A 23,820-nucleotide genomic window follows, 5' to 3' on the forward strand; every position below is an offset into this window, starting at 1 on the left:
GCTGTCCTGACAGGTCGGTACAACAGACGCCGGGCGCTCGCTGTCCTCAGCAGCGCGCATCTGGCGTCAATCAGGGTGGGACTTGTGCGATGAGCATCATGAAACAATCAGGCGCAAGCGAGATCGACGCAAAGATCATCGACGTGCTGCGCCACCGCGTCGGCAAGGATGAACGCGCCGCCAAGCCGCATGACTGGTACACCGCGACTGTCCTGACCCTTCGCGATGCCATCATCGACCAGTGGATGGATTCCACGCGCAAGACCTATGAGCAGGGCGGCAAGCGGGTCTACTACCTCAGCCTCGAATTCCTGATCGGCCGCCTGCTGCGCGATGCCCTGTCGAACATGGGCCTGACGCGGGAAATGGAAAAAGCCCTGCGCGATCACGGGTTCGACCTCTCGGCGCTCGAGAACCTCGAACCTGACGCAGCGCTCGGCAACGGCGGTCTCGGCCGTCTCGCCGCCTGCTTCATGGAGAGCCTCGCCAGCCTCGACATCCCTGCTTACGGCTACGGCATCCGCTACGTGAACGGCATGTTCCGCCAGCGGATCGACGATGGCTGGCAGGTCGAACTGCCGGAAACCTGGCTCAGCCACGGCAACCCGTGGGAATTCGACCGCCGCGAAAGCGCCTACATCATCGGCTTCGGTGGCGAAGTCGTTGCCAATGGCGATGCCGTCCAATGGCTCCCGGCTGAAAAGGTCGAAGCCAGCGCGGTCGACACGCCGGTCGTGGGCTGGCGCGGCAAGCGCGTCAACACCCTGCGCCTGTGGACCGCCCACGCCTTCGATCCCCTGCGGCTCGATGCCTTCAACGCCGGCGACCATTTCGGCGCCCTTGCTGAACAGGTCCGTGCCGACAGCCTCGTGCGCGTGCTCTACCCCGCTGACTCCACGCCCGCCGGCCAGGAACTGCGTCTGCGGCAGGAGTACTTCTTCACCTCCGCCTCGATCCAGGACATCGTGCGCCGCCATGTCCAATATCATGGCGACATCCGCACCCTGCCCGAGAAGGCCGCGATCCAGCTGAACGACACGCACCCTGCGGTTGCCGTCGCCGAACTCATGCGCCTGATGGTCGACGTCCACGGGCTCGAGTTCAGCGAAGCGTGGGAAGTTACCAAGGCCACCGTTGCCTACACCAACCACACGCTCCTGCCCGAAGCGCTCGAATCCTGGCCGCTGCCGCTGTTCGAACGCCTGCTGCCGCGCCACATGCAGATCGTCTACGCGATCAACAGCCGCGTCTTGCGGGAAGCGCGCAAGGCCGGGATGGACGATGCAGCCATCGCCGCGATCAGTTTGATTGACGAGGGTGGCGAGCGTCGCGTCCGCATGGCCAACCTCGCCTTCACCGGCGCGCACAGCGTCAACGGGGTGGCCGCGCTGCATACCGACCTGATGAAGACCACCGTCTTCTCAGATCTGCACAAGCTTTATCCCACCCGCATCAACAACAAGACCAACGGCGTCACCCCACGCCGCTGGCTGCAGCAGTGCAACCCGGGCCTCACCTCGGTCCTCAAGGACGCGATCGGCCCGGCCTTCCTTGACGATGCCGAAAAGCTCTCCGATCTTAATGCCCTGGCTGACGATGCCGCGCTTGGCGAGCGCGTTGCCGAGGTCAAGCGCAGCAACAAGATTGCGCTGGCCAAGCACATCAAGGACCTGATGGGCGTCCGCCTCGATCCTGACGCCCTGTTCGACGTCCAGATCAAGCGCATCCACGAATACAAGCGCCAGCTGCTCAACCTGATCGAGACAGTCGCCCTATACGACCAGATCCGCAGCCACCCCGAGCGTGACTGGGTGCCGCGCGTGAAGATCTTCGGCGGCAAGGCGGCTTCAAGCTATCACAACGCCAAGCTCGTCATCAAACTGGCCAACGACATCGCCCGCCGTGTCAATTCCGATCCTTCGGTCGGCGGCTTGCTGAAGGTCGTGTTCGTGCCGAACTACAACGTCAGCCTCGCCGAGAAGATCATCCCGGCCGCCGATCTGTCCGAACAGATCTCCACCGCCGGCATGGAAGCGTCTGGCACCGGCAACATGAAGTTTGCGCTCAACGGTGCGCTGACCATCGGCACGCTCGATGGCGCGAACATCGAAATCAAGGACCGCGTCGGCGATCCCAACATCGAAATCTTCGGTCTCACCGCGCAAGAGGTCGAGGACAAGCGCGCGCAGGGCTACAACCCGCGCGAAGTCATCGAAGCCTCGCGCGAGTTGCAGCAGGCCATCGCGGCGATCGCCACGGGTGTGTTTTCGCCCGACGATCCGCAGCGCTATGCCGGGCTGATGGGCGGCATCTACGATCACGACTGGTTCATGGTCGCGGCCGACTTCGACAGCTACCACGCCGCGCAGCGCAACATCGATCGCCGCTGGGAACAGCAGGCAGCCTGGCGCGCTTCGGCAATCCGCAACATTGCCAACGTAGGCTGGTTCTCGTCCGATCGCACGATCGGCGAATATGCCCGCGATATCTGGGGGGTCTCAAAGCCAGCATGAAGCCACCGGCGAGCGCCATCGATGCCCTGCTTGACGGGACGCACGCCGATCCTTTCTCGCTTCTCGGCATTCACGAAGGGCCTGAAGGCGCGTTCGCCCGCGCAGTCCTGCCCGGTGCCGAGGAAGCGGTGGCATGGTCGCTTGATGGCAAGAAGCTCGGCAAGCTGACGCGCGTTGACGGTCGCGGCCTGTTCGAAGGTAAGGTCAAGGGCCCGCGCCAGCCGGTGCGCTATGCCTGCAAGGCCGGCACCCACGAGTGGCTGGTGACCGATCCTTACTCGTTCGGCCCGGTCCTCGGGCCCCTCGACGACTTTCTGATTGCCGAGGGCACGCACCACCGCCTGTTCGACAAGCTGGGCGCACACCTGATCGAGCATGAGGGCGTCTCCGGCGTCCACTTCGCGGTCTGGGCACCCAATGCGCAAGTCGTCAGCGTGGTCGGTGATTTCAACGATTGGGACGCGCGCCGCCACCCGATGCGCCGCCGCGTGGACATCGGCGTGTGGGAAGTGTTCATCCCAGACATCGGCGAACACCGTGCCTACAAGTACCACATCGTCGGCGCGGACGGAAAAGTCCTGCCGCTGAAAGCCGATCCTTTCGCGCAGGCCGCCGAATTTCGGCCCAGCACCGCCTCGATCACCGCACACCCGGTCAAGATGGACTGGGGCGATGCCGAACATCGCGCCCACTGGGCCAGCGTCGATGCCCGCCGCCAGCCGATGTCGATCTACGAAGTCCACCCCGGCTCATGGCAGAAGCCGCATGACGAGGGCTTCTACACCTGGGACGAATTGGCCGACCGGCTGATCCCCTATGTCGCGGAAATGGGCTTCACCCACATTGAATTCCTGCCCGTCTCCGAACACCCCTACGATCCATCATGGGGGTATCAGACCACCGGCCTCTACGCTCCCAGCGCGCGCTTCGGCCCGCCCGAAGGCTTCGCGCGCTTCGTAGACGGCGCGCACCGCGCCGGCATCTCTGTCCTGATCGACTGGGTGCCCGCGCACTTCCCCACCGACGAACACGGACTCGTCCGCTTCGACGGCACCGCGCTCTACGAACATGAAGATCCGCGCCTCGGCTTTCATCCTGACTGGAACACGCTGATCTACAACTTCGGCCGCCGCGAAGTGGTCAGCTTCCTGGTGAACAACGCGCTGTTCTGGGCCGAGCGCTACCACGTTGACGGGTTGCGCGTCGATGCCGTCGCCTCGATGCTCTACCGTGACTACTCACGCAAGGCGGGCGAATGGATCCCCAACGCCGAAGGCGGGCGCGAGAATTGGGAAGCGGTCGAATTCCTCAAGGCGATGAACCGCGCCGTCTATGCCAGCCACGCCGGCTTCCTGACGATTGCCGAGGAATCAACCTCATGGCCCGGCGTCAGCAAGCCAGCGTTCGACGAAGCCCCGCGCGAGCACCTCGGCTTCGGCTTCAAGTGGAACATGGGCTTCATGCACGATACGCTGCAGTACATGGCGCGTGACCCGATCCATCGGCAGTACCACCACAACGAGATCACCTTCGGACTGACCTACGCCTTCAGCGAGAACTTCGTCCTTCCGCTCAGCCATGACGAAGTCGTCCATGGCAAGGGTTCGCTCCTGAACAAGATGAGCGGCGACGACTGGCAGAAGTTCGCCAACCTGCGCGCCTACTATGGCATGATGTGGGGTTACCCCGGCAAGAAACTGCTGTTCATGGGTCAGGAATTCGCCCAGCGTCGTGAATGGAGCGAGGCCCGCTCGCTTGACTGGGACCTGCTCGATGCCCCGGCCCACGAAGGCGTCCGCCGCTGGGTCCGCGATCTCAACCGGGTCTATACCACCCGCCCTGCCCTGCACGCGCGCGATTGCGAGCAGGAGGGCTTCGAATGGCTGGTCGTCGACGATGCTCAAGGGTCGGTCTTCGCCTGGTTGCGCAAGGCACCGGGAGCGAAACCGGTGGCCGTCATCAGCAACATGACGCCGCAGGTGCACGATCACTATCGCCTGCCGCTGCCGCATGACGGCGAATGGCGCGAAGTGCTCAACAGCGATGCGCAGGACTACGGTGGCAGCGGCATCGGCAATCTTGGCCAAGTAAACGCGGAAGGCGGGGCGGCTTTCGTGGTCCTGCCGCCGCTGGCCACGTTGATACTCGAATTTCAAGGATAAGAACGGAGATTAGGGGATGCGCGAAACTTACTCTCAGCCACTGGCCCGCGATGCGATGGCCTACGTCCTTGCCGGGGGCCGTGGCAGCCGCCTCAAGGAACTGACCGACAACCGCGCCAAACCCGCAGTCTACTTCGGCGGCAAGTCGCGCATCATCGACTTCGCGCTATCGAACGCGATCAACTCGGGCATCCGCCGCATCGGGGTCGCCACGCAGTACAAGGCGCATTCGCTGATCCGCCACATGCAGCGCGCGTGGAACTTCATGCGCCCGGAACGCAACGAGAGCTTCGACATTCTGCCCGCCTCGCAGCGCGTTTCGGAAGATCACTGGTACGAAGGCACCGCCGATGCGGTGTTCCAGAACATCGACATCATCGCTTCCTACGCGCCGAAGTACATGGTCATCCTCGCGGGCGATCATATCTACAAGATGGATTACGAGCTGATGCTCCGCCAGCACGTGGAGAGCGGCGCGGACGTCACCATCGGCTGCCTGGTCGTGCCGCGCATGGAGGCCACCGGCTTCGGCGTCATGGCGGTCGACAAGGCCGACACGATCACCGATTTCATTGAAAAGCCTGCCGATCCTCCGGGCATTCCCGGCAACGAAGGCATGGCGCTGGCCTCGATGGGCATCTACGTTTTCGAGACGAAGTTCCTGTTCCAGATGCTGCAGGAAGACGCTGACGACCCGAATTCGAGCCGCGATTTCGGTAACGACATCATCCCCAAGATCGTGAAGAACGGTAAGGCGGTGGCGCATCGCTTCACCAATTCCTGCATCCGCGCGGCCGAGGAAATCGAGGAATACTGGCGCGATGTCGGCACGATCGACGCCTATTTCGAAGCCAATCTCGATCTCACCGACACCGTGCCCAAGCTCAACATGTACGATCGTGACTGGCCGATCTGGACCGACCAGATCATCGCCGCGCCGGCCAAGTTCGTGCATGACGAAGACGGCCGTCGGGGCATGGCGATCTCCTCGCTGATCAGCCAGGATTGCATCGTCTCGGGCGCCATCGCGAAACGCAGCCTGTTGTTTACAGGCGTAAAAATGGGCTCGTTCTCCTCATGCGAGGAAGCAGTGATCCTGCCCTATTGCAACATCGGGCGCGGCGCCCGGCTCAGCCGCGTGATCCTCGATTCCGGCGTGCGCATTCCCGAAGGCCTCGTCGTCGGCGAAGATCCGGAACTCGATGCCCGCCGCTTCCGCCGCTCCGAAAGCGGGGTGTGCCTTATCACCAAGCGGATGATCGACCGGCTGGCATGACGATCAGGGTCCTGTCCGTCGCCTCGGAAGCGGTGCCGCTGGTCAAGACCGGCGGCCTTGCTGATGTGGCGGGAGCGCTGCCTGCGGCGGTTGCGCCGCATGGCGTTGAAATGACGACATTTCTGCCCGGCTATCCGGCGGTGATGAAGGCGCTCTCCCGCCCCCGCGCGCTTCACGTCTGGGACAGCCTTTTGGGCGAAAGGGCGCGGCTGGTTAGCGGCAAGATCGACGGCCACCCCCTGTTAGTCCTTGATGCACCGGCGTTTTTCCAGCGCGAGGGCAATCCTTACGTCGACTCCTCAGGGCGTGACTGGGCGGACAACTGGCGGCGCTTCGCGGCGTTTGGGCGCGCAGCGGCGGACGTTGGCGGCGGCGCGGTCAGGGGACGGACGTTCGCCCTAGTCCACGCGCATGACTGGCAGGCCGCCATGGCATTGGCATACCTGCGTTTTTCCCCGCCCGAAAGCGGCATGCGCGTGCCATCGGTGATGACCATTCACAACATGGCGTTCCAGGGACACTACGGCGCGGACGTGTTCCCGGCGCTCGGTCTGCCCCCGCATGCATGGGCGATGGACGGGGTCGAATACCACGGCGGCGTCGGCTTCCTCAAAGCCGGGCTTGAGGCCGCAAGCATGATCACCACGGTCAGCCCGACTTATGCGCGCGAGATCCGCACACCCCAATTTGGCATGGGATTGGAAGGACTTATAACAAGTCGGGGCGACCGTGTGCGGGGCATCGTCAACGGCATCGACACCGCGCAATGGAACCCGGCAACCGATATCCAACTCTCGAAGGCATTCGGGCAACTCTCCATAGGCAAACGGGTAACTAACAAGCGCGCGCTGGAGGCAGAGTTCGGACTCGATGAGGGTGATGGCCCCCTCTTCGTCGTCATCACTCGCCTCACCTGGCAGAAGGGCATCGACGTCCTGTTGGAGTGCATCGACCACCTCGTCGGCATCGGCGGTCGGCTCGCCCTGCTCGGCTCGGGAGACAAGGCGATGGAGAACGCATTCCACGCCGCAGCGATGCGCCACCCCGGCAAGGTGGGCGTCCGCATCGGCTATGACGAGGGCCTTTCGCATCGGATGCAGGGAGGCGGCGATGCGATCCTCGTCCCCTCGCGCTTCGAGCCTTGCGGCCTCACGCAACTCTATGGCCTTGCCTATGGCTGCGTGCCGGTGGTGGCGCGGACCGGGGGGCTGGCGGACACCGTGATCGACGCAAATCTGGCGGCGGTGATGGGCGGCGTGGCGACGGGGGTGCAGTTCGACGGCGTCAGCTATGCCAGCCTTGCCGATGCGATCAGCCGTGCCGTAACGCTCTATTGGCAAGGCGATACCTGGCGTGCCATGCAGCGCGCCGGCATGAAGACCGACTTCTCGTGGAACCGCTCGGGCAAGGCCTATGCGGATCTCTACGCCGCCCTCATCGCGGAGGACCAATGACCCGTACCGTACCGTCGACGCCCTATTCCGGCCAGAAGCCCGGCACTTCCGGCCTGCGCAAGAAAGTCAAGGTTTTCCAGCAGGCTAACTACGCCGAGAACTTCATTCAGGCAGTGTTCGACGTGGTCGAGCGCGAGCCCGCCAGCACGCTGGTCCTTGGCGGCGACGGTCGCTTCCACAATCGCACGGTGATCCAGCAGGCGATCCGCATCGCCGCGGCCAACGGGTATGGCAAGGTGCTGGTCGGCCAAGGCGGCATCCTCTCCACCCCCGCCGCCTCGAACGTCATCCGCAAGTACGGCGCGAGCGGTGGCCTGATCCTTTCGGCCAGCCACAATCCCGGCGGGCCGGACGAGGACTTCGGCATCAAGTACAACATCGCCAACGGCGGCCCAGCGCCCGAAGGCGTGACGGAGGCGATCTACGCCCGCACCCAGACCATCGACCGCTGGCTGACCGTCGATGCGCCCGATGTCGATCTCGACACGCTGGGCAGCACACAGGTCGGAAGCCTCACCGTCGAAGTGATCGACTCCGTGGCCGACTATGCCGAGCTGATGGAAGCGCTGTTCGATTTCGACGCCATCCGCGCCAACGTCGCCGCCGGTTTCACCATGGCGTTCGATGCAATGAGCGCGGTGACCGGCCCCTATGCCACCGAAATCCTCGAGAACCGCGTGGGTTTTCCCAAGGGCACGGTGCGCAATGGCGTTCCGCTCGAGGACTTTGGCGGACACCACCCCGACCCCAACATGGTCCACGCACATGAGTTGTTCGAGACGATGTTCGGCACTGACGCCCCGGACTTCGGCGCGGCATCGGACGGCGATGGCGACCGTAACCTGATCGTCGGACGGCATCGCTTCATCACGCCCTCGGACAGCCTTGCCATGCTGGCGGCGAACGCGCACCTCGCGCCAGGCTATGCTGCGGGCCTCAAGGGCATTGCCCGCTCGATGCCGACCAGCGCGGCTGCGGATCGCGTGGCCGAAGCGCTTGGCCTGCCCTGCTTCGAGACGCCGACCGGGTGGAAGTTCTTCGGCAACCTGCTCGATGCCGGCATGGCGACGATCTGCGGCGAGGAAAGCGCCGGGACCGGCAGCGATCACGTGCGCGAGAAGGACGGCCTGTGGGCCGTGCTGCTTTGGCTCAACATTCTCGCCGTCCGCAAGATCAGCGTCGACCAGCTGGCCCGCGAGCACTGGACCAAGTTCGGCCGCAACTATTACGCCCGCCACGATTACGAAGCGCTGCCGACCGACAAGGCGGATGCGCTGATGGCGGAACTCAAGGCTGCACTCGACCGCCTTCCCGGCCAGACCTTCGGATCGCTCGAAGTCGCCAAGGCCGACAACTTCTCTTACCTTGACCCCGTCGACGGTTCGACAAGCAGCAATCAAGGCGTCCGCGTGATGTTCGCGGGCGGCTCGCGCGTAGTCTTCCGCCTCTCCGGCACCGGCACCGAAGGCGCGACCTTGCGCGTCTATCTCGAACGCTATGAACCGGTCGGCGGCGATCTGGACCGCGAAACACCGGACATGCTGGCCGACCTGATCGCGGCCGCCGATGCCATCGCCGGGATTGCGCGGCACACCGGACGGACCGCGCCAGACGTGGTGACGTGAAGCCGGGGGTCGAGATAACGGACGGCAAGACCCGCTTCACCGTCCGCTCGCCCCATGCCGAAGCTCTGACGCTTTGCCTGTTTGATGGCGACGCCGAACAGCACGTGGCGATGACGCGCGTGGGCGCGAACTGGACGGTCGAACTGCCCGGTGAATTGCGCGGCAGCCGCTATGGCTTCCGCGCTTCGGGAGATTGGAATCCGGCGGCGGGACTATGGTTCGATCCGGCCAAGCTGCTGGTCGATCCTTACGCCATGGAGCTCGACCAGCCGTTCATTTTCGATGCCAGTTTGCCCGCTTACGGCGCGGATACGGCGGCGATTGTGCCCAAGGCGGTGGTTGGCCTTCACGAGCCTGTCTCCCCTGCCCCACCGCGGTTCCGGCACGGCGGCCTGATCTACGAACTCAACGTGCGCGGCTTTACCAAGCTGCATCCTGATGTGCCGGAGGCCCTGCGCGGCACCGTCGCCGCGCTCGCCCATCCGGCGGTTATCGCCCATCTCAAGCGCCTCCACGTTTCCGCCGTGGAACTCATGCCGGTCGTCGCGTGGATCGACGAACGGCACCTGCCCCCTCTCGGCCTGAGCAATGCCTGGGGCTACAACCCGGTAGCGATGATGGCGCTGGACCCGCGCCTGTGCCCCGGCGGCGTTTTGGAACTGCGCGATGCCGTGGCGGCACTGCGCGCCGCAGGGATCGGCGTGATCCTCGACATCGTGCTCAACCACAGCGGCGAATCCGATGTGCTGGGCCCGGTCCTGTCGCTACGCGGGCTGGACGACGCGGCCTATGCCAAAGCTCCTGACGGCAGCCTGATCAACGACACCGGCTGCGGCAACACGCTCGACTTCAGCAATGCCGCCGTGCGGCAACTGGCGCTCGATACGCTGCGGCACTTTGTCCGCCATTGCGGCGTTGACGGCTTCCGCTTCGACCTCGCCCCGATCCTTGCACGCAGCCCCGGCTTTGCGAGTGACGCACCGATCTTTGCCGAGATTGCAGCCGATCCGCTGTTGGCCGACCGGATGATGATTGCCGAGCCTTGGGACGTCGGGCCGGGCGGGTATCAACTGGGGAATTTCCCGGCGGGCTGGCTCGAATGGAACGACAGGTATCGCGATGACGTGCGGCGGTTCTGGAAGGGCGATGCCGGCGTTGACGTGCTGGCTACGCGGATCGCCGGCTCGGCAGACCTTTTCGGGAAGGACTGCCGCTCGGTGAACTTCCTTGCCGCGCACGATGGCTTCACGCTGGCTGACACCCTCGCCTACGAGCACCGCCACAACCGGGCCAACGGCGAGGACAATCGTGACGGCCACGGCGAAAACTTCAGCTGGAACAACGGCGCAGAGGGCATGACCGACGATCCGGAAGTCCTTGCAAGGCGGGCTGCCTTTGCCCGCGCCATGCTCGGCACGCTGTTCGTTTCCACCGGTACGATCATGCTGACTGCCGGGGACGAGTTCGGCCGCAGCCAGCACGGCAACAACAACGCTTATGCCCAGGACAATCCGATCACTTGGATCGACTGGGAAGGCCGGGACACCGATCTGGAAGCCCACGCGTTCAAACTGGCAGCGTGGCGCGCGGCGCGGCTGGCGGAGTTCGCGCGCTTTGCGCAGGACGGCGAATGGCGACGGCTGGACGGTGCTCCCATGCATCCGGGCGACTGGGAATGGCCCCGGACGCCCGGATTTTCATGGGAAGGCCCCGGCTATGCCTTCAGGATTGACCGGAACGGGCCCGTAGCCGGACCCGCCTGACGTCAGGCCCCGAGGCGGCGCAAGGCGCGATCGGGCTGGAAGGCGCCAAGCGGGACGCGGCTGTCGAAGGCGACGGGCTTTGGCAAAAGCTGGTTCAACAGCAACTTGCCAAAAGTCCATTCGCCCAGTTCGGATTCCGCGTTGAGATGCCCGGTTTCCCCGGCGTCGACAAAATTGCTGCCCCAAGTGCGCGCCAGCTGCCGGGCCTGCCCGATGCCCATGTAGGGATCGTTGCGGCTGGCGACCAAGATCGACGGGAACGGCAGCTCTCCATGCGGGAACGGCGCAAAGCGGGTCAGGCGTCGATCGATCGGGCGCACTTCGACATCGGGCGGAGCAACGAGCAAAGCGCCCAGCACCTTGCCATCAGCAGGCTTTTCGAACTCTGCCCACCACGCCACCGCCAGGCAGCCGAGGCTGTGTGCGACGAGCACGACCGGTCGATCCGCCTTGTGCACGGCGAGGTTGATCTTGTTGACCCAGGTATTGCGATGCGGATCGTCCCACAGGCCAAGGTCGATGCGCTCGCAATCGGGCAGATCCTGCTCCCACTGCGATTGCCAATGGCCGGGGCCGCTGTTGCCGAGGCCCGGAACGGTAAGGATCAGCGGGTCCTGCCCCGCGGATAGCGAGCGTTGTTGAGTCATGGTGCTGTCTCCTGAAGCGGAAAGCCGGTCGACTCGGTCTACGTCCCGACAGCTTCAGAGATAACTCAACTATTTCGATAGACAAGTGGCCTGCGCCGGATTGCAGGCCGATTGCGTCAAGCCGTTGGCGGCGAATTCCACGCTCTCTCCCTGCGGAACGCGCCGGCAGTCTGGCCGGTCCGCGCCTTGAAGAAGCGGGCGAAGTATGCCGGATCGGCAAAGCCAAGGGCATAGGCAATCTGGGCGACGCTTGCGCCTGAGAAGGCAAGATTGCGACGGGCCTCGAGAATCAGGCGATCGTGCAAGATCTCGGCCGGGGCCTTGCCTGTGAGCAGGCGGGTGGCGCGGGTCAATGTCGAGGCCGTCGTGCCGAGCATGACGGCGTACTGCCCGACGGACAGGTGATCGCGATAGCGCTGTTCGACCAGGCTGCGGAAACGGGCGACGAGCGGTTCGTGGCCGTTTGCGCTGTGAGAGGCTTGCTTGTGCGTGGCTGCCTGCGCCGCGCTGGCGAGCACTAGCGCGACCTGCGCCAGCACCGCCGGTCCCACGACGTCACCCTGCCCGAGTTGCTGCGACAGGTCCGCGAGCAGCCAAGCGAGGCGTTCGATGGTTTGCGGCTGGGCGCGCAGCGATGCGGCAACGGCCGATCCGCCGATCTGCCGCAGGTCAGCCAGGAGGCCAACCAGACGCGGGTCGTTGGCGAGATCAGAGGCGAGCGACAGCACCCACCCTTCTGCCCCTGCATCGAACCGGAAGGCGTGAACGCAGGACGGCGGCACGATTACCTGCGCGGGCGCCTCCAACCGCTGCGCAGACTCTTCGCCATAAAGCGTGACGCCGCCGGACTGAAGCAGCAGGAGTTGCAGCATTTGAGGATGCGCGTGCGGCTCGATTGTCCATTCATGCAGAGTGGCGCGATCCCGAATGCGTTCCAGGTGGACGAACTCCGAGGGCACGGAAATGCCCTGTTCGCCGTAGAGCGTGTAGCGACTGAAGCTCTTTGCCTGCATGGATGACAGTGTTGCAGGTTGCGCGGAAAGTGCAAGAATTTGCGCGGAGGCTGCGTCGCCTGCCGCGCGGCGACCGGGCATCATCAGCGGCAAGAGAGGAGACTTGCCATGGCAACCGTGCTCGAGCGTGCTGCGTTCCGCTTCGATCCCTATTCCCCGGCCATCGATGCCGATCCATTCCCCACCTACAAGATTCTGCGCGATGAATTTCCCTGCTTCTGGTCCGAGGAGGCCGGCAAATGGGTGCTGTCACGCTATGCCGACGTGCTGGGTGCCCTGCAGGACTGGCGCACCTATTCATCGGCGAAAGGCAACCTGGTCGACGAATTCCCGGGGCGCGCGGGATCGACGCTCGGGTCAAGCGATCCGCCGCGGCATGACCGGCTGCGGGCGCTGATCCAGTCGGCCGTGACCAAGCGGGCGCTGGAGCACATCGTCGAACCGGCGCGGGCGGCGGCTCGCGCGCACCTCGCCGAGATTGCGGACAAGCCGGTGTTCGACCTTGTCGGGGACTACACCTCGAAGCTGACGGTCGACCTGTTGTTCTATCTCTTCGCTCTGCCCGAGGAGAACGCCGATCTGGTGCGCCACAATGCGGTGCTGATGGTCCAGACCGACCCGGTGACCCGCCAGAAGAGCCCCGAACACCTTGCGGCGTTCCACTGGATGGCGGACTATGCCGAGAAGCTGGTGGCGGCGCGCAAGGCCAATCCGGGCGACGATCTGCTGTCGAACTTCATCACTGCCGAGATCGATGGCGAGAAGCTGCTCGACAAGGAAGTGCAGCTTACCGTCACGACGCTGATCATGGCCGGGATCGAGAGCCTTTCTGGCTTCATGGCCATGTTTGGGCTGAACCTTGCGGATTACCCGGAGGCGCGGCGGGCTCTGGTCACAGATCCCTCGCTGATCCCCGACGCGATCGAGGAATCGCTGCGGTTCAACACTTCGGCCCAGCGTTTCAAGCGGACGCTGACGCGGGACGTGGAACTGCATGGGCAGGTGATGAAAGCGGGCGACGCGGTGATCCTCGCCTATGGCTCGGCAAATCGCGACGAGCGGATGTTCGACAATCCCGATGTCTATGACATCACGCGCAAGGCCAAGCGCCATCTCGGGTTTGGCGGCGGCGTTCACGCCTGCCTCGGCGCGATGATCGGGCGGCTGGCGACGCAGATTGCCTATGAGGAGCTGTTGAAAGTTGTGCCAGAGTTCACTCGGGTGGACGCTGCGCTGGACTGGGTTTCGTCCTCGAACTTCCGCAGTCCGAAAGCGCTGCGCCTGACGCGGTCAATCTGAGTTAGCGAAGTGGCTCAGCAGGTGGCGGGTCATGCACGACTCGTCGCAAGGCTGGGCCACGCCCCTTGCAGGTGTGACGCGCTGCATACAATTTGAGGCCCAATGGACGATAACCGGGGTCTCGCATAATGGTTCCTGATCGGCGCCAATTTTTGGGCGCCATGGTTGCAACGCTGGGCAGCATGGCCGTTTCGGGCCAGCCGGCGATGGCTGTAACTCCTTTGAAAGAGCCGGAAGTCTCGCCGTTCGCACGGCCGACGCCGCCCTTGCTGGTGCAACGTGCGATTGCCGCGCTGGATGCGCATGGCGCGCATATCCGCCATCGCGATCTCGTCGGGCTGGTAGATTTCGGCAAGGCCTCGCGCGAGGCTCGCTTTCATCTCGTCGACGTCGCGGGCGGCAAGCTCGTCTCCTCGCACCTCGTCTCTCATGGCAGCGGGTCCGATCCGGCCAACAGTGGCTGGGTGCAGCGGTTTTCCAACGCCTATGGCTCCAACGCGTCGAGCCCCGGCGCCTTTCTCACCGGCGTGACCTACTACGGCAAGCATGGCCGTTCACGCCGACTGATCGGGCTGGAGGACGCCAACAGTGCGGCGCTCGAGCGCGGCATCGTGATCCACGCAGCGAGCTATGTCAGCGAGGACATGGCCGAGACGCAAGGCCGCATCGGTCGGAGCCAGGGCTGCTTCGCGTTCTCGAACAGCGACATCGGCGGCGTGCTGGAGCGGCTGGGCGAAGGCCGCCTGCTCTACGCCGTCAAGTAAACGCGGCTCGCGCAGCTTCGGCCAGCGCGCTACCCTCGCCGACAAGATCAGGCCGTTCGCGCGCGGCTATGAGCCCGATGCTCCGCCGGAAATCGTAGTCTGCCAGCGGCACCGCCACAACTCCGTCACGCGCCAGCGATTGCGGCGCGGTTGTCACGCCCATGCCTGCCCGCACCATCTCGATGCAGCGATCGTCGTTGGACGAGCGCAGGAAGAACGGCGGACGCACGCCGCGTTGGGTGAACCAGCGACTGGTCTCGCCAAGGATTTCGCATGAGCGGCGCGCAATCATGGTTTCGGCCGCGACGTCGCTGGCATGGAGCAAGGTCGCACCGGCCAGCGGGTGACCTTCGGGAATGAGCAGGCGGTAACCCTCCTCCAGCAGCGCGACCGAGGGCCTGTCAGCGTCTTCAGGGCGCATCAGCGTGAGGACAGCATCCACCTGCCCATCTCCCAGCTTGCGCCTGAGTTCAGCGTCGGTGCCTTCCGAAAGCACGAGCGGCTGCGGCCCTGCGAAAAGGCGCGCCAGACCGGAAAGCATGGTCGTTGCGATCGAGGGCAGGACGCCGAGGCGCAACGGGCTGAGCGGGAGCGGCGCTTCGGCAAAGGCGGCTTCGGCGGCGCGAAACTCCCGTTCGATCGCGCGGGCATGCGTCACGAGGCGCGTGCCAGCCTCGGTCAACCGCACTTGCCGCCGCTCGCGCAGGAAAAGCCGCGTGCCCGCCAGGCGTTCGAGTTCGGCGATCGCGGCCGAAAGTGTTGGCTGCGAGATTGCCAGCCGCTCGGCCGCACGAGTGAAATTGCCGGTCTCGACGACGGCCAGGAACTGGCGAAGATGCGCGCGCTTCATCATAGGAAAAACCTATCACAAACCGCGATGTAAATCAATTTTGAGCGTTGGTTTGGCAATGGTATCCTGCGCCGCGACAAGTTTGCAGAGGATGCCCAAGATGCGCGCCACGCCCGATTTCGATTTCGGCTTGACCGAAAGCGCCCTGATGATCCGCGAGGCCGCGGGCCGCTTTGCCGATGAACAGATCGCGCCGCTCGCCGCCGAGATCGACCGCAACGACCGCTTCCCGCGCGAACTGTGGGAGCCGATGGGTGCGCTGGGCTTGCACGGCATCACGGTGGAGGAAGAGTTCGGCGGACTGGGCCTTGGCTATCTCGATCACGTCATTGCTGTCGAAGAAGTAAGCCGGGCCTCGGGCTCGGTCGGGCTGTCCTATGGCGCGCACTCGAACTTGTGCGTCAACCAGATCCGCCGCTGGGGCAACGACGAGCAGAAGGCGAAGTACTTGCCCAAGCTGATCTCGGGCGAGCATGTCGGCAGCCTTGCAATGTCGGAAGCAGGCGCAGGGTCTGACGTCGTCTCGATGAAGCTGCGCGCGGAACCCGTCGCGGGCGGCTTCCGCCTCAATGGCACCAAGTTCTGGATCACCAACGGCACTTATGCCGATACGCTGGTGGTCTATGCCAAGACGTCGCCCGAAGCGGGCAGCCGGGGCATCACCGCCTTCCTGATCGAGAAGGACATGCCCGGTTTCTCGATCGGGCAGAAGATCGACAAGATGGGCCTGCGCGGCTCGCCCACCTGCGAACTGGTGTTCGAAGACTGCTTCGTGCCCGAAGAGAACGTGATGGGTCCGCTCCACGGCGGCGTGGGCGTGCTGATGAGCGGCCTTGATTACGAGCGGGTGGTACTGGCCGGTATGCAGATCGGCATCATGCAGGCCTGCCTCGACACGGTCATCCCCTATGTGCGCGAGCGCAAGCAGTTCGGCCAGCCGATCGGCACCTTCCAGCTGATGCAGGCCAAGGTCGCCGACATGTACGTCGCGATCCAGTCGGCGCGCGCATATGTCTATGCTGTGGCCAAGGCCTGTGACGCCGGGCAGACCACGCGCTTCGACGCTGCCGGCGCGATCCTGCTGGCCAGCGAAAACGCCTTCCGCGTCTCGGGCGAGGCCGTGCAGGCGCTGGGCGGCGCGGGCTATACCAAGGACTGGCCGGTTGAGCGCTACCTGCGCGATGCCAAGTTGCTGGACATCGGCGCCGGAACCAATGAAATCCGCAGGATGCTGATCGGCCGCGAACTTATCGGAGCGCGCTGATCGGCGGAAGATAACGATCTTGCGGAGAGACTCATGCGCCTGAAAGCCGTCATTGCCTGTGCAGCCCTGGTCGGCCTTGCCAATCCGGCGCTTGCCCGGATGGAAAAGACGACCGTTCACAGCGTGGCGGTAGAGGGCAATCTTGAGGGCAATTCAGCCGACCGTACGGTCTACGTGTTCCTGCCGGACAGCTACGACAAGTCGAAGACGCGGCGCTATCCGGTGGTGTACTTCCTCCACGGCTACAATTCGACCGCAGACCAGTATGTCGAGCGCAACGACTTCGATGCCGCGCTCAAGGCCTCGGGCACGGAAGCAATCATTGTCGTGCCCGACAGCATGACCAAGTGGGGCGGTTCGATGTATTCGAACTCGCCGACAGTGGGGAACTTCGAGGACTTCATAGCGCAAGACCTGGTGACCTGGACTGACAAGCACTTCCGCACGATCCCCTCGCGCGACGCGCGCGGCCTTTCCGGTCATTCGATGGGCGGTTACGGCACGCTCAAGCTTGGCATGAAGCGAGCGGACGTGTTCGGCGCGCTCTATGCGATGAACCCCTGCTGCCAGATCCCGCGACCCGCTTCGTCGGCCGATCCGAAATACGAAGGCTGGTCGGTCGATCAGGCGTTGACCGCGGACTGGATGAGCCGCGGCAACTTCGCGGTCGCCACGGCATGGTCCCCCAACCCGGCCAAGCCGCCGTTCTATGCCGATCTTGGCACCAGCGGAGGCAAGGTGAATGATCTGGTCATCGCCAAGTGGGCAGCCAATTCGCCCGTGGCCATGGCCTCGCAGTATCTCCCATCACTGCGCCGCATGAGCGGCATCGCCATCGACACCGGCGATACCGACTTCGTCCGCGCGGACGATGAACTGATCCACGAAACCCTGGCCCGGTTCGGCATTGCGCACGACTGGGAAATCTATGTGGGCGACCACGGCAACCGGGTGAAGGAGCGCTTCCGCACGCATGTGCTGCCGTTCTTCACCAAGCACCTGAAAGGCAGCACGCGTTGAGCGCACCGGTTCTCTCCAGCAACCTCGACCTCACCTCCGAACAGGCGCAGGCCCGTGCGGCGCACAATCGCGCGCTGGCACGGGAACTGCGCGAGCGCGTTGCCAAGGCTGCGCTCGGCGGTGACGAACGCAGCCGCGAACGCCATGTCTCGCGCGGCAAGCTGCTCCCGCGCGACCGCGTGGAGCGCCTGCTCGATCCGGGCTCACCATTTCTCGAGATCGGCCAGCTGGCCGCGAACGGGATGTACGGCGACGAGGTGCCCGGCGCCGGGATCATTGCCGGGGTTGGACGCATATCCGGCCGCCAGTGCATGGTCTTTGCCAATGACGCCACGGTCAAGGGCGGCACCTATTTCCCGATGACGGTGAAGAAGCACCTGCGCGCGCAGGAGATTGCGCAGGAGAACCGCCTGCCGTGCATCTATCTGGTCGATAGTGGCGGAGCGAACCTGCCCAACCAGGCCGAGGTCTTCCCCGACCGCGACCACTTCGGCCGGTTCTTCTTCAATCAGGCGAACATGAGCGCGCGGGGCATTCCGCAGATCGCCAGCGTCATGGGATCATGCACCGCCGGTGGGGCCTACGTTCCCGCGATGTCGGACGAGACGGTGATCGTGCGCGAACAGGGTACGATCTTTCTGGCCGGGCCGCCGCTGGTCAAGGCCGCGACCGGCGAGGAGATTACCGCCGAGGCCTTGGGCGGCGGCGACCTGCACGCGCGCAAGTCGGGCGTGGTCGATCATCTGGCCGACAATGACGAACACGCGCTGACCATCGTGCGCGATATCGTCTCGCATATTGGCGCCGCAGGAGCTGCGGGCATTGCACGGCGTGAGCCGGTGCCGCCGAAGTACGATCCGGAAGAACTGTACTCGATCATCCCTGACGACGTGCGCGCGCCCTATGATGTGCACGAAGTGATCGCGCGGATCGTCGATGCATCCGAATTTCACGAATTCAAGGCGCTCTACGGCACCACGCTGGTCTGCGGCTTTGCCCATATCCATGGGCTGCCGGTAGCGATCCTTGCGAACAACGGCGTGCTGTTTTCCGAAAGCGCTCAGAAGGGCGCGCACTTCATCGAACTCGCCTGCCAGCGCCGCATTCCGCTGCTGTTCCTGCAGAACATCTCGGGTTTCATGGTCGGCGGCAAATACGAGGCCGAGGGCATCGCCAAACATGGCGCCAAGCTGGTCACCGCCGTGGCAACGGCGCAGGTGCCCAAGATCACCGTGCTGATCGGCGGCAGCTTCGGTGCGGGCAACTATGGCATGTGCGGCCGCGCCTATTCCCCGCGCTTCCTGTTCACCTGGCCCAACGCGCGCATCAGTGTGATGGGCGGCGAGCAGGCGGCTTCAGTCCTCGCCACGGTTCACCGCGATGCCGACAAGTGGTCGCCGGAAGAGGCGGAAGCGTTCAAGGCGCCGATCCGCCAGAAGTACGAGGACGAGGGCAATCCCTACTACGCCACAGCGCGGCTGTGGGATGATGGCGTGATCGATCCGGTGCAGACAAGGGATGTGCTGGGATTGGCGCTGGAAGCGTGCCTCGAAGCGCCGATTGCCGAAGCGCCGCGCTTTGGCGTGTTCCGGATGTGATGGAGGCGAAGGCTATGATCAAATCCCTCCTTATCGCCAATCGTGGCGAGATCGCCTGCCGGGTCATCCGCACCGCGCGCCGCATGGGCATTCGTACGGTTGCGGTCTATTCCGATGCCGATGCCAACGCGCTGCATGTGCGGCAGGCGGATGAGGCCGTGCACATCGGCCCCTCGCCTGCGCGCGAGAGCTATTTGGTGGGCGAGAAGATCATCGCAGCGGCGCTCGCGACCGGCGCCGAGGCGATCCATCCGGGCTATGGGTTCCTGTCGGAGAACGCCGGGTTCGCCCAGGCGGTGATCGATGCCGGGCTGGTGTGGGTCGGGCCGAAGCCTGCCTCGATCACGGCGATGGGCCTCAAGGATGCGGCCAAGGCGCGGATGATTGCGGCAGGCGTACCGGTGACGCCGGGCTATCTGGGCGAGGATCAATCGCCGGAGCGCTTGCAGGCCGAGGCCGATGCGATCGGCTATCCGGTGCTGATCAAGGCCGTGGCCGGTGGCGGCGGCAAGGGGATGCGGCGGGTGGAGAGTTCCGCCGATTTCGCCGAGGCCTTGGCGTCATGCCGTCGTGAGGCGACGTCATCCTTTGGCGATGATCGCGTGCTGATCGAGAAGTACATTCTCTCTCCTCGCCACATCGAAGTGCAGGTCTTCGGCGATGCTCACGGCAATGTCGTCCACCTGTTCGAGCGCGATTGCTCGCTGCAGCGGCGGCATCAGAAGGTGATCGAGGAGGCCCCTGCCCCCGGCATGGACGAGGCGACACGCGAAGCAGTCTGCGGCGCTGCCGTCCGCGCGGCCAAGGCCGTGGATTACGAGGGCGCGGGCACGATCGAGTTCATCGCCGATGGCTCGGAAGGCCTGCGCGCCGACCGCATCTGGTTCATGGAAATGAACACCCGCCTGCAGGTCGAGCACCCGGTGACCGAAGAAATCACCGGCGTCGATCTGGTCGAATGGCAGCTGCGCGTTGCCTCGGGCGAGCCGCTTCCGAAGCGGCAGGACGAGTTGAGCATCAATGGCTGGGCCATGGAAGCGCGGCTATACGCCGAGGATGCCTCGAAGGGTTTTCTTCCCAGCATCGGGCGCGTGGACGACTTCCACTTCCCGCAGTATCGCGCGCGCATCGATACCGGAGTTGAAGCCGGGGCAGAAATCTCGCCCTTCTACGATCCCATGATCGCAAAGGTGATCGTGCATCGGGAGACGCGGACCGAGGCCATAGCCGGCTTGCGCGAAACGCTGGACGAAGGCGTGGTCGGCCCGCTGATCACCAACAGCGGGTTCCTGTGGCGCCTGCTGGGGCACACCGCTTTTGAAGCCGGGGTGGTCGATACCGGGCTGATCGAACGCAACCTCGAAAGCCTCACCGCCCGCCCGGAACCGACGCCCGAGGCGCTCGGGCTTGCGGCGATGCGGCTGGTCGGCACGCCGGGCGACAGCCCTTGGACCAGCCAGTCGGGCTTCCGCATGAACGCCGCCCCAAGGCGCGATGTACACTTGGCAGATCAATTCGGGCGGGCGTTCGTTGTCGAAATGCCGGAGGAGCCAGCGGTCGATTACTGGCCAGGCGAAACAGTCACCAGCATCGACGAAGGTGGCGAACGTTTCCTGGTGCAACTGGCAAGGGCTGAAGGTGGAGCTGGCGGCGGCGCCTCGGATGGTGCGATCATCGCCCCCATGCCGGGCAAGGTCATTTCGGTGGACGTCGCAGCCGGTGAGTCCGTCACCGAGGGACAGAAGCTCATGGTGCTTGAAGCCATGAAGATGGAGCATGCGCTGACTGCGCCGTTCGATGGCGTGGTCGAAGAGCTTAACGCCGTGGCCGGAGCGCAGGTTCAGGTCGAGGCACTGCTGGCGCAGATCAAGAAGGCAGAAGGCTGATGGCGGGCAAATACTTCGACGAATGGCGAATCGGCGACCGAATCGAGCACGAGATTCGCAGGACCGTGACCGAGACCGATAACCTGTTGTTTTCGACCATGACTCACAACCCGCAGCCGCTGCACATCGATGTGGAGGCGGCCAAGGCCAGCGAGTTCGGCCAGATTCTCGTGAACGGTACTTTCACTTTCGCACTAATGGTTGGCCTGTCGGTTGGCGACACGACCCTCGGCACGCTTGTGGCCAATCTGGGGTATGACAAGCTGGTCATGCCGGCCCCGGTATTCATCGGCGATACGATGCGCGCAACCAGTGAAGTAGTTGATTTACGGGAAAGTAGATCGCGGCCGGATGCGGGCATCACCACGTTCAAGCATGAACTTTTGAACCAGCGCGGCGAGGTCGTCTGCCGCTGCCTGCGCTCCGCACTGCTCAAGAAACGGCCGTGATCTGCAGACCCATTTCGTCATTTTGGAGCCAATAATCATGGTAAATATCGATTTAATTAAGAACATTTCATTTCGGTAAACCGACTGCCCCCAAATCATGAACAAGGGCAGCGTCTTTCGGGACCGATGAAAACTGCCTGAAACAAACTTCGGGGGCATTCAGAAATGTTGGACGTAAAGAAGTGGCTTCTTGCCACGGGGATTGCTGCGGGCTTGATTCTGCCGACTGCAGCCATGGCCGGGACACGCGCCAGCCCGCCAATCGTACCAGTCGCTACACCCGGAAAGGGCAATCCGGAGCCGGGGCCGAAGAACGGCTTTCCGCCCAGCCCAGGCCTCCAGATCGCCAAGATCAAGGCCAATGACAACGCCGCCTTCAAGCGCAAGAGCGGCGGCACCTGAGCTTATTCGTCGCAGCGCCCCGTCAGTTCTGCTGAGGGGGCGTTGTCGCAGTTGGGCGCTGGGCCGGACAGCGCGTAAGCCGCTCGCGCAGAGCGTCCAGCACCCAGGCCCGCGCTGGCCCTATCGGACAATCGCGTCGCCACACCGCGTGAAAGCGGTATGCCATTCCCGGCGCCTCGGGCAAGGCCAGGCGTTTGAGCCGCCCGGTCGCAAGATCCGTCTCGATCAGATGGCGCGGCATATTGCCCCAGCCGATCCCTTCGCGCAGCAGCGCGTGGCGGGCACCGAGGTCTCCCAGCCGCCAGGTGCTCGCCGCGAACACGGAAAAGTCACGCCCCTGCGTTAGTTGCGAGCGATCGGTCAGCACCAGCTGGCGATGCTTGCGCGCCTCACCCGGCGGGATCACATCCAGCCGCGCCAGCGGATGATCGGGCGCGGCGACTGGGATCAGTTCGACCTCGCCAATCGCCTCGCGTTCGAGATCAGGGATCGCCACCAGTTCCGGCCCGGCAATGCCAAGCTCCGCGCGCCCGTCGACCACCATGGCCGCGATGGTCCCCAGTGCTTCGACGTAAAGGCGCAATTGCACCGTGGGGTAGAGCATCTGGAACTGGCGCAGCACTTCGGCAACAAGGTGCGTCGGGAACATCACGTCGATCGCCAGCCCCAGTTCCGCTTCCAGGCCCTGGTTGAAATTGCGGACCCCGGCGATCAGCGCATCGACATCATCGCTTACCGCGCGCGCCTGTGCGAGCATGGCTTTGCCAGCGGGCGTCAGCACCGGCTTCTTGGATCCCTCGCGATCGAACAGCGTCACGCCGAGCTGCGTCTCCAGGGTGACGATACCGTAGCTCACCACCGAGATAGCGCGCCCGAGCTTGCGCGCAGCGCCATTGAAGCTGCCCTCATCGACGACCGCGAGGAACAGGCGGAGCTGGTCAAGGGTTGGCTGGCCGACGTCCAAGAGATGACCTTTCAAGAAATTCGAACATCCTGATTTAACTTATCGGGATATTCCGAATGACCTGCAAGGCCTATCTCCACCTCAACAGGACGGAACCCAAGCCGCCCGTTTGGAGAAATCGCCATGACCCAGACTACCAACACGACCGCTACCAAGGCTCACATCGAACTGCGCCCCTTCGCCTCGATCGGTGCAGCGAACCACGGCTGGCTCGACGCTCATCATCACTTCTCGTTCGGCGGATACCATGATCCGGCCCGCGTCCACTGGGGTGCGCTGCGCGTATGGAACGACGACCGCATCGCGCCAAAGAGCGGCTTCCCCACCCATCCGCACAGCGACATGGAGATCATCACTTACGTGACCAAGGGCGCGATCACCCATCGTGACAGCCTCGGCAACGAAGGCCGCACCGAAGCGGGCGACGTGCAGGTCATGTCGGCAGGCACGGGCATTGCCCACTCGGAATTCAACCTTGAGGACGAGGAAACCCGCCTGTTCCAGATCTGGATCATCCCGGATCGTCGCGGCCACGCCCCCAGCTGGGGTGCGCGCCCCTTCCCCAAGGACAGCCGTGAAGGCAAGTTCGTTCCGCTCGCCTCGGGCATTGCCGGAGACAGCGACGTACTGACGATCAACGCCAACGCCCGCGTTCTTGGCGCGACGGTCAAGGCCGGCGAAACGGTGCGCTACGACCTCACCGAAGATCGTCACGCCTATCTGGTTCCTGCCCGCGGCAAGATCCGCATCGGCGATGTCGAAGCCAATGCCCGCGATGGCGTGGCCATCACCGGCGTGACCGAGATCGTCATCACCGCTCTCGAGGATGCCGAGCTTGTGCTCGTCGACGCGGCCTGACCGTGACCGAACT

Annotated in this window: 19 protein-coding genes; 15 read left to right on the forward strand and 4 right to left on the reverse strand. The window is 64.2% G+C overall.

Features of this window, described 5'->3' with window-relative positions:
* Positions 1–89 precede the first annotated feature (89 nt).
* From HGI46_RS13580 to glgX, 6 genes are read left to right on the forward strand one after another with little or no spacing between them, the layout of a single operon-like run.
* Complete coding sequence (locus HGI46_RS13580) at positions 90–2,513, forward strand: glycogen/starch/alpha-glucan phosphorylase (protein WP_168904636.1); 2,424 nt, start codon at positions 90–92, stop codon at positions 2,511–2,513.
* On the forward strand, positions 2,510–4,675 hold the full coding sequence (gene glgB, locus HGI46_RS13585; protein ID WP_168904637.1) for a 1,4-alpha-glucan branching protein GlgB: 2,166 nt from the start codon (positions 2,510–2,512) through the stop codon (positions 4,673–4,675). Before HGI46_RS13580 ends, glgB begins: the two co-directional genes overlap by 4 nt.
* Positions 4,676–4,691: 16 nt before the next feature.
* Positions 4,692–5,951 carry a glucose-1-phosphate adenylyltransferase gene (gene glgC / locus HGI46_RS13590; protein WP_168904638.1) on the forward strand — a complete coding sequence of 420 codons (1,260 nt, stop codon included), beginning with the start codon at positions 4,692–4,694 and terminating at the stop codon, positions 5,949–5,951.
* A complete protein-coding gene (gene glgA / locus HGI46_RS13595) occupies positions 5,948–7,405 on the forward strand; it encodes a glycogen synthase GlgA (protein WP_168904639.1) in 1,458 nt (485 codons plus the stop codon). The genes glgC and glgA overlap by 4 nt, the downstream gene beginning before the upstream one ends.
* Positions 7,402–9,030: an alpha-D-glucose phosphate-specific phosphoglucomutase gene (locus HGI46_RS13600; protein WP_168904640.1), complete on the forward strand. Its 1,629-nt coding sequence runs from the start codon at positions 7,402–7,404 to the stop codon at positions 9,028–9,030. The genes glgA and HGI46_RS13600 overlap by 4 nt, the downstream gene beginning before the upstream one ends.
* Complete coding sequence (gene glgX / locus HGI46_RS13605) at positions 9,027–10,793, forward strand: glycogen debranching protein GlgX (protein WP_168904641.1); 1,767 nt, start codon at positions 9,027–9,029, stop codon at positions 10,791–10,793. The genes HGI46_RS13600 and glgX overlap by 4 nt, the downstream gene beginning before the upstream one ends.
* Before the next feature lie 2 nt (positions 10,794–10,795).
* Here glgX and HGI46_RS13610 read toward each other — a convergent pair whose 3' ends face one another.
* Together HGI46_RS13610 and HGI46_RS13615 are read right to left on the reverse strand one after the other, a co-directional pair.
* Complete coding sequence (locus tag HGI46_RS13610; RefSeq protein ID WP_168904642.1) at positions 10,796–11,440, reverse strand: alpha/beta hydrolase; 645 nt, start codon at positions 11,438–11,440, stop codon at positions 10,796–10,798.
* 116 nt (positions 11,441–11,556) lie between these two features.
* Positions 11,557–12,453: a helix-turn-helix domain-containing protein gene (locus HGI46_RS13615; protein ID WP_168904643.1), complete on the reverse strand. Its 897-nt coding sequence runs from the start codon at positions 12,451–12,453 to the stop codon at positions 11,557–11,559.
* A 108-nt stretch (positions 12,454–12,561) separates the two neighbouring features.
* Between HGI46_RS13615 and HGI46_RS13620 the strand changes: the two genes are divergently transcribed.
* Positions 12,562–13,752, forward strand: coding sequence for a cytochrome P450 (locus HGI46_RS13620; RefSeq protein ID WP_168904644.1), 1,191 nt, complete (start codon positions 12,562–12,564; stop codon positions 13,750–13,752).
* Positions 13,753–13,913: 161 nt separating this feature from the next.
* Positions 13,914–14,516 (forward strand): murein L,D-transpeptidase catalytic domain family protein, encoded by a 603-nt coding sequence (locus HGI46_RS13625; protein ID WP_240946763.1) that lies wholly within the window; start codon positions 13,914–13,916, stop codon positions 14,514–14,516.
* Here HGI46_RS13625 and HGI46_RS13630 read toward each other — a convergent pair.
* The gene (locus tag HGI46_RS13630; RefSeq protein WP_168904645.1) at positions 14,509–15,366 is read right to left on the reverse strand and encodes a LysR family transcriptional regulator; all 858 of its coding nucleotides are present in this window, start codon (positions 15,364–15,366) and stop codon (positions 14,509–14,511) included. The two genes, HGI46_RS13625 and HGI46_RS13630, sit on opposite strands and share 8 nt — an antisense overlap.
* Before the next feature lie 100 nt (positions 15,367–15,466).
* Here HGI46_RS13630 and HGI46_RS13635 point away from each other — a divergent pair, with 100 nt between their 5' ends.
* From HGI46_RS13635 to HGI46_RS13660, 6 genes are all read left to right on the forward strand, one after another.
* Positions 15,467–16,630 carry an isovaleryl-CoA dehydrogenase gene (locus HGI46_RS13635; RefSeq protein ID WP_168904646.1) on the forward strand — a complete coding sequence of 388 codons (1,164 nt, stop codon included), beginning with the start codon at positions 15,467–15,469 and terminating at the stop codon, positions 16,628–16,630.
* Between the two features lie 33 nt (positions 16,631–16,663).
* Positions 16,664–17,650, forward strand: coding sequence for an alpha/beta hydrolase-fold protein (locus HGI46_RS13640; protein WP_168904647.1), 987 nt, complete (start codon positions 16,664–16,666; stop codon positions 17,648–17,650).
* On the forward strand, positions 17,647–19,248 hold the full coding sequence (locus HGI46_RS13645; RefSeq protein ID WP_168904648.1) for a carboxyl transferase domain-containing protein: 1,602 nt from the start codon (positions 17,647–17,649) through the stop codon (positions 19,246–19,248). The genes HGI46_RS13640 and HGI46_RS13645 overlap by 4 nt, the downstream gene beginning before the upstream one ends.
* Positions 19,249–19,262: 14 nt before the next feature.
* Positions 19,263–21,134: an acetyl/propionyl/methylcrotonyl-CoA carboxylase subunit alpha gene (locus HGI46_RS13650; RefSeq protein WP_168904649.1), complete on the forward strand. Its 1,872-nt coding sequence runs from the start codon at positions 19,263–19,265 to the stop codon at positions 21,132–21,134.
* On the forward strand, positions 21,134–21,583 hold the full coding sequence (locus HGI46_RS13655; RefSeq protein ID WP_118073552.1) for a MaoC family dehydratase: 450 nt from the start codon (positions 21,134–21,136) through the stop codon (positions 21,581–21,583). The genes HGI46_RS13650 and HGI46_RS13655 overlap by 1 nt, the downstream gene beginning before the upstream one ends.
* 234 nt (positions 21,584–21,817) lie before the next feature.
* The gene (locus HGI46_RS13660) at positions 21,818–21,985 is read left to right on the forward strand and encodes a hypothetical protein (RefSeq protein WP_162896002.1); all 168 of its coding nucleotides are present in this window, start codon (positions 21,818–21,820) and stop codon (positions 21,983–21,985) included.
* A 22-nt stretch (positions 21,986–22,007) separates the two neighbouring features.
* On the opposite strand, the gene HGI46_RS13665 is transcribed toward HGI46_RS13660, so the two are convergent.
* Complete coding sequence (locus HGI46_RS13665) at positions 22,008–22,964, reverse strand: LysR family transcriptional regulator (RefSeq protein WP_240946764.1); 957 nt, start codon at positions 22,962–22,964, stop codon at positions 22,008–22,010.
* A gap of 108 nt (positions 22,965–23,072) precedes the next feature.
* Between HGI46_RS13665 and HGI46_RS13670 the strand changes: the two genes are divergently transcribed.
* Positions 23,073–23,807: a pirin family protein gene (locus tag HGI46_RS13670; protein ID WP_168904650.1), complete on the forward strand. Its 735-nt coding sequence runs from the start codon at positions 23,073–23,075 to the stop codon at positions 23,805–23,807.
* The last annotated feature ends 13 nt before the right edge of the window (positions 23,808–23,820 follow it).

This window comes from Novosphingobium sp. ERW19 (genome assembly GCF_012641315.1).
In the GTDB taxonomy this organism is placed as follows: domain Bacteria; phylum Pseudomonadota; class Alphaproteobacteria; order Sphingomonadales; family Sphingomonadaceae; genus Novosphingobium.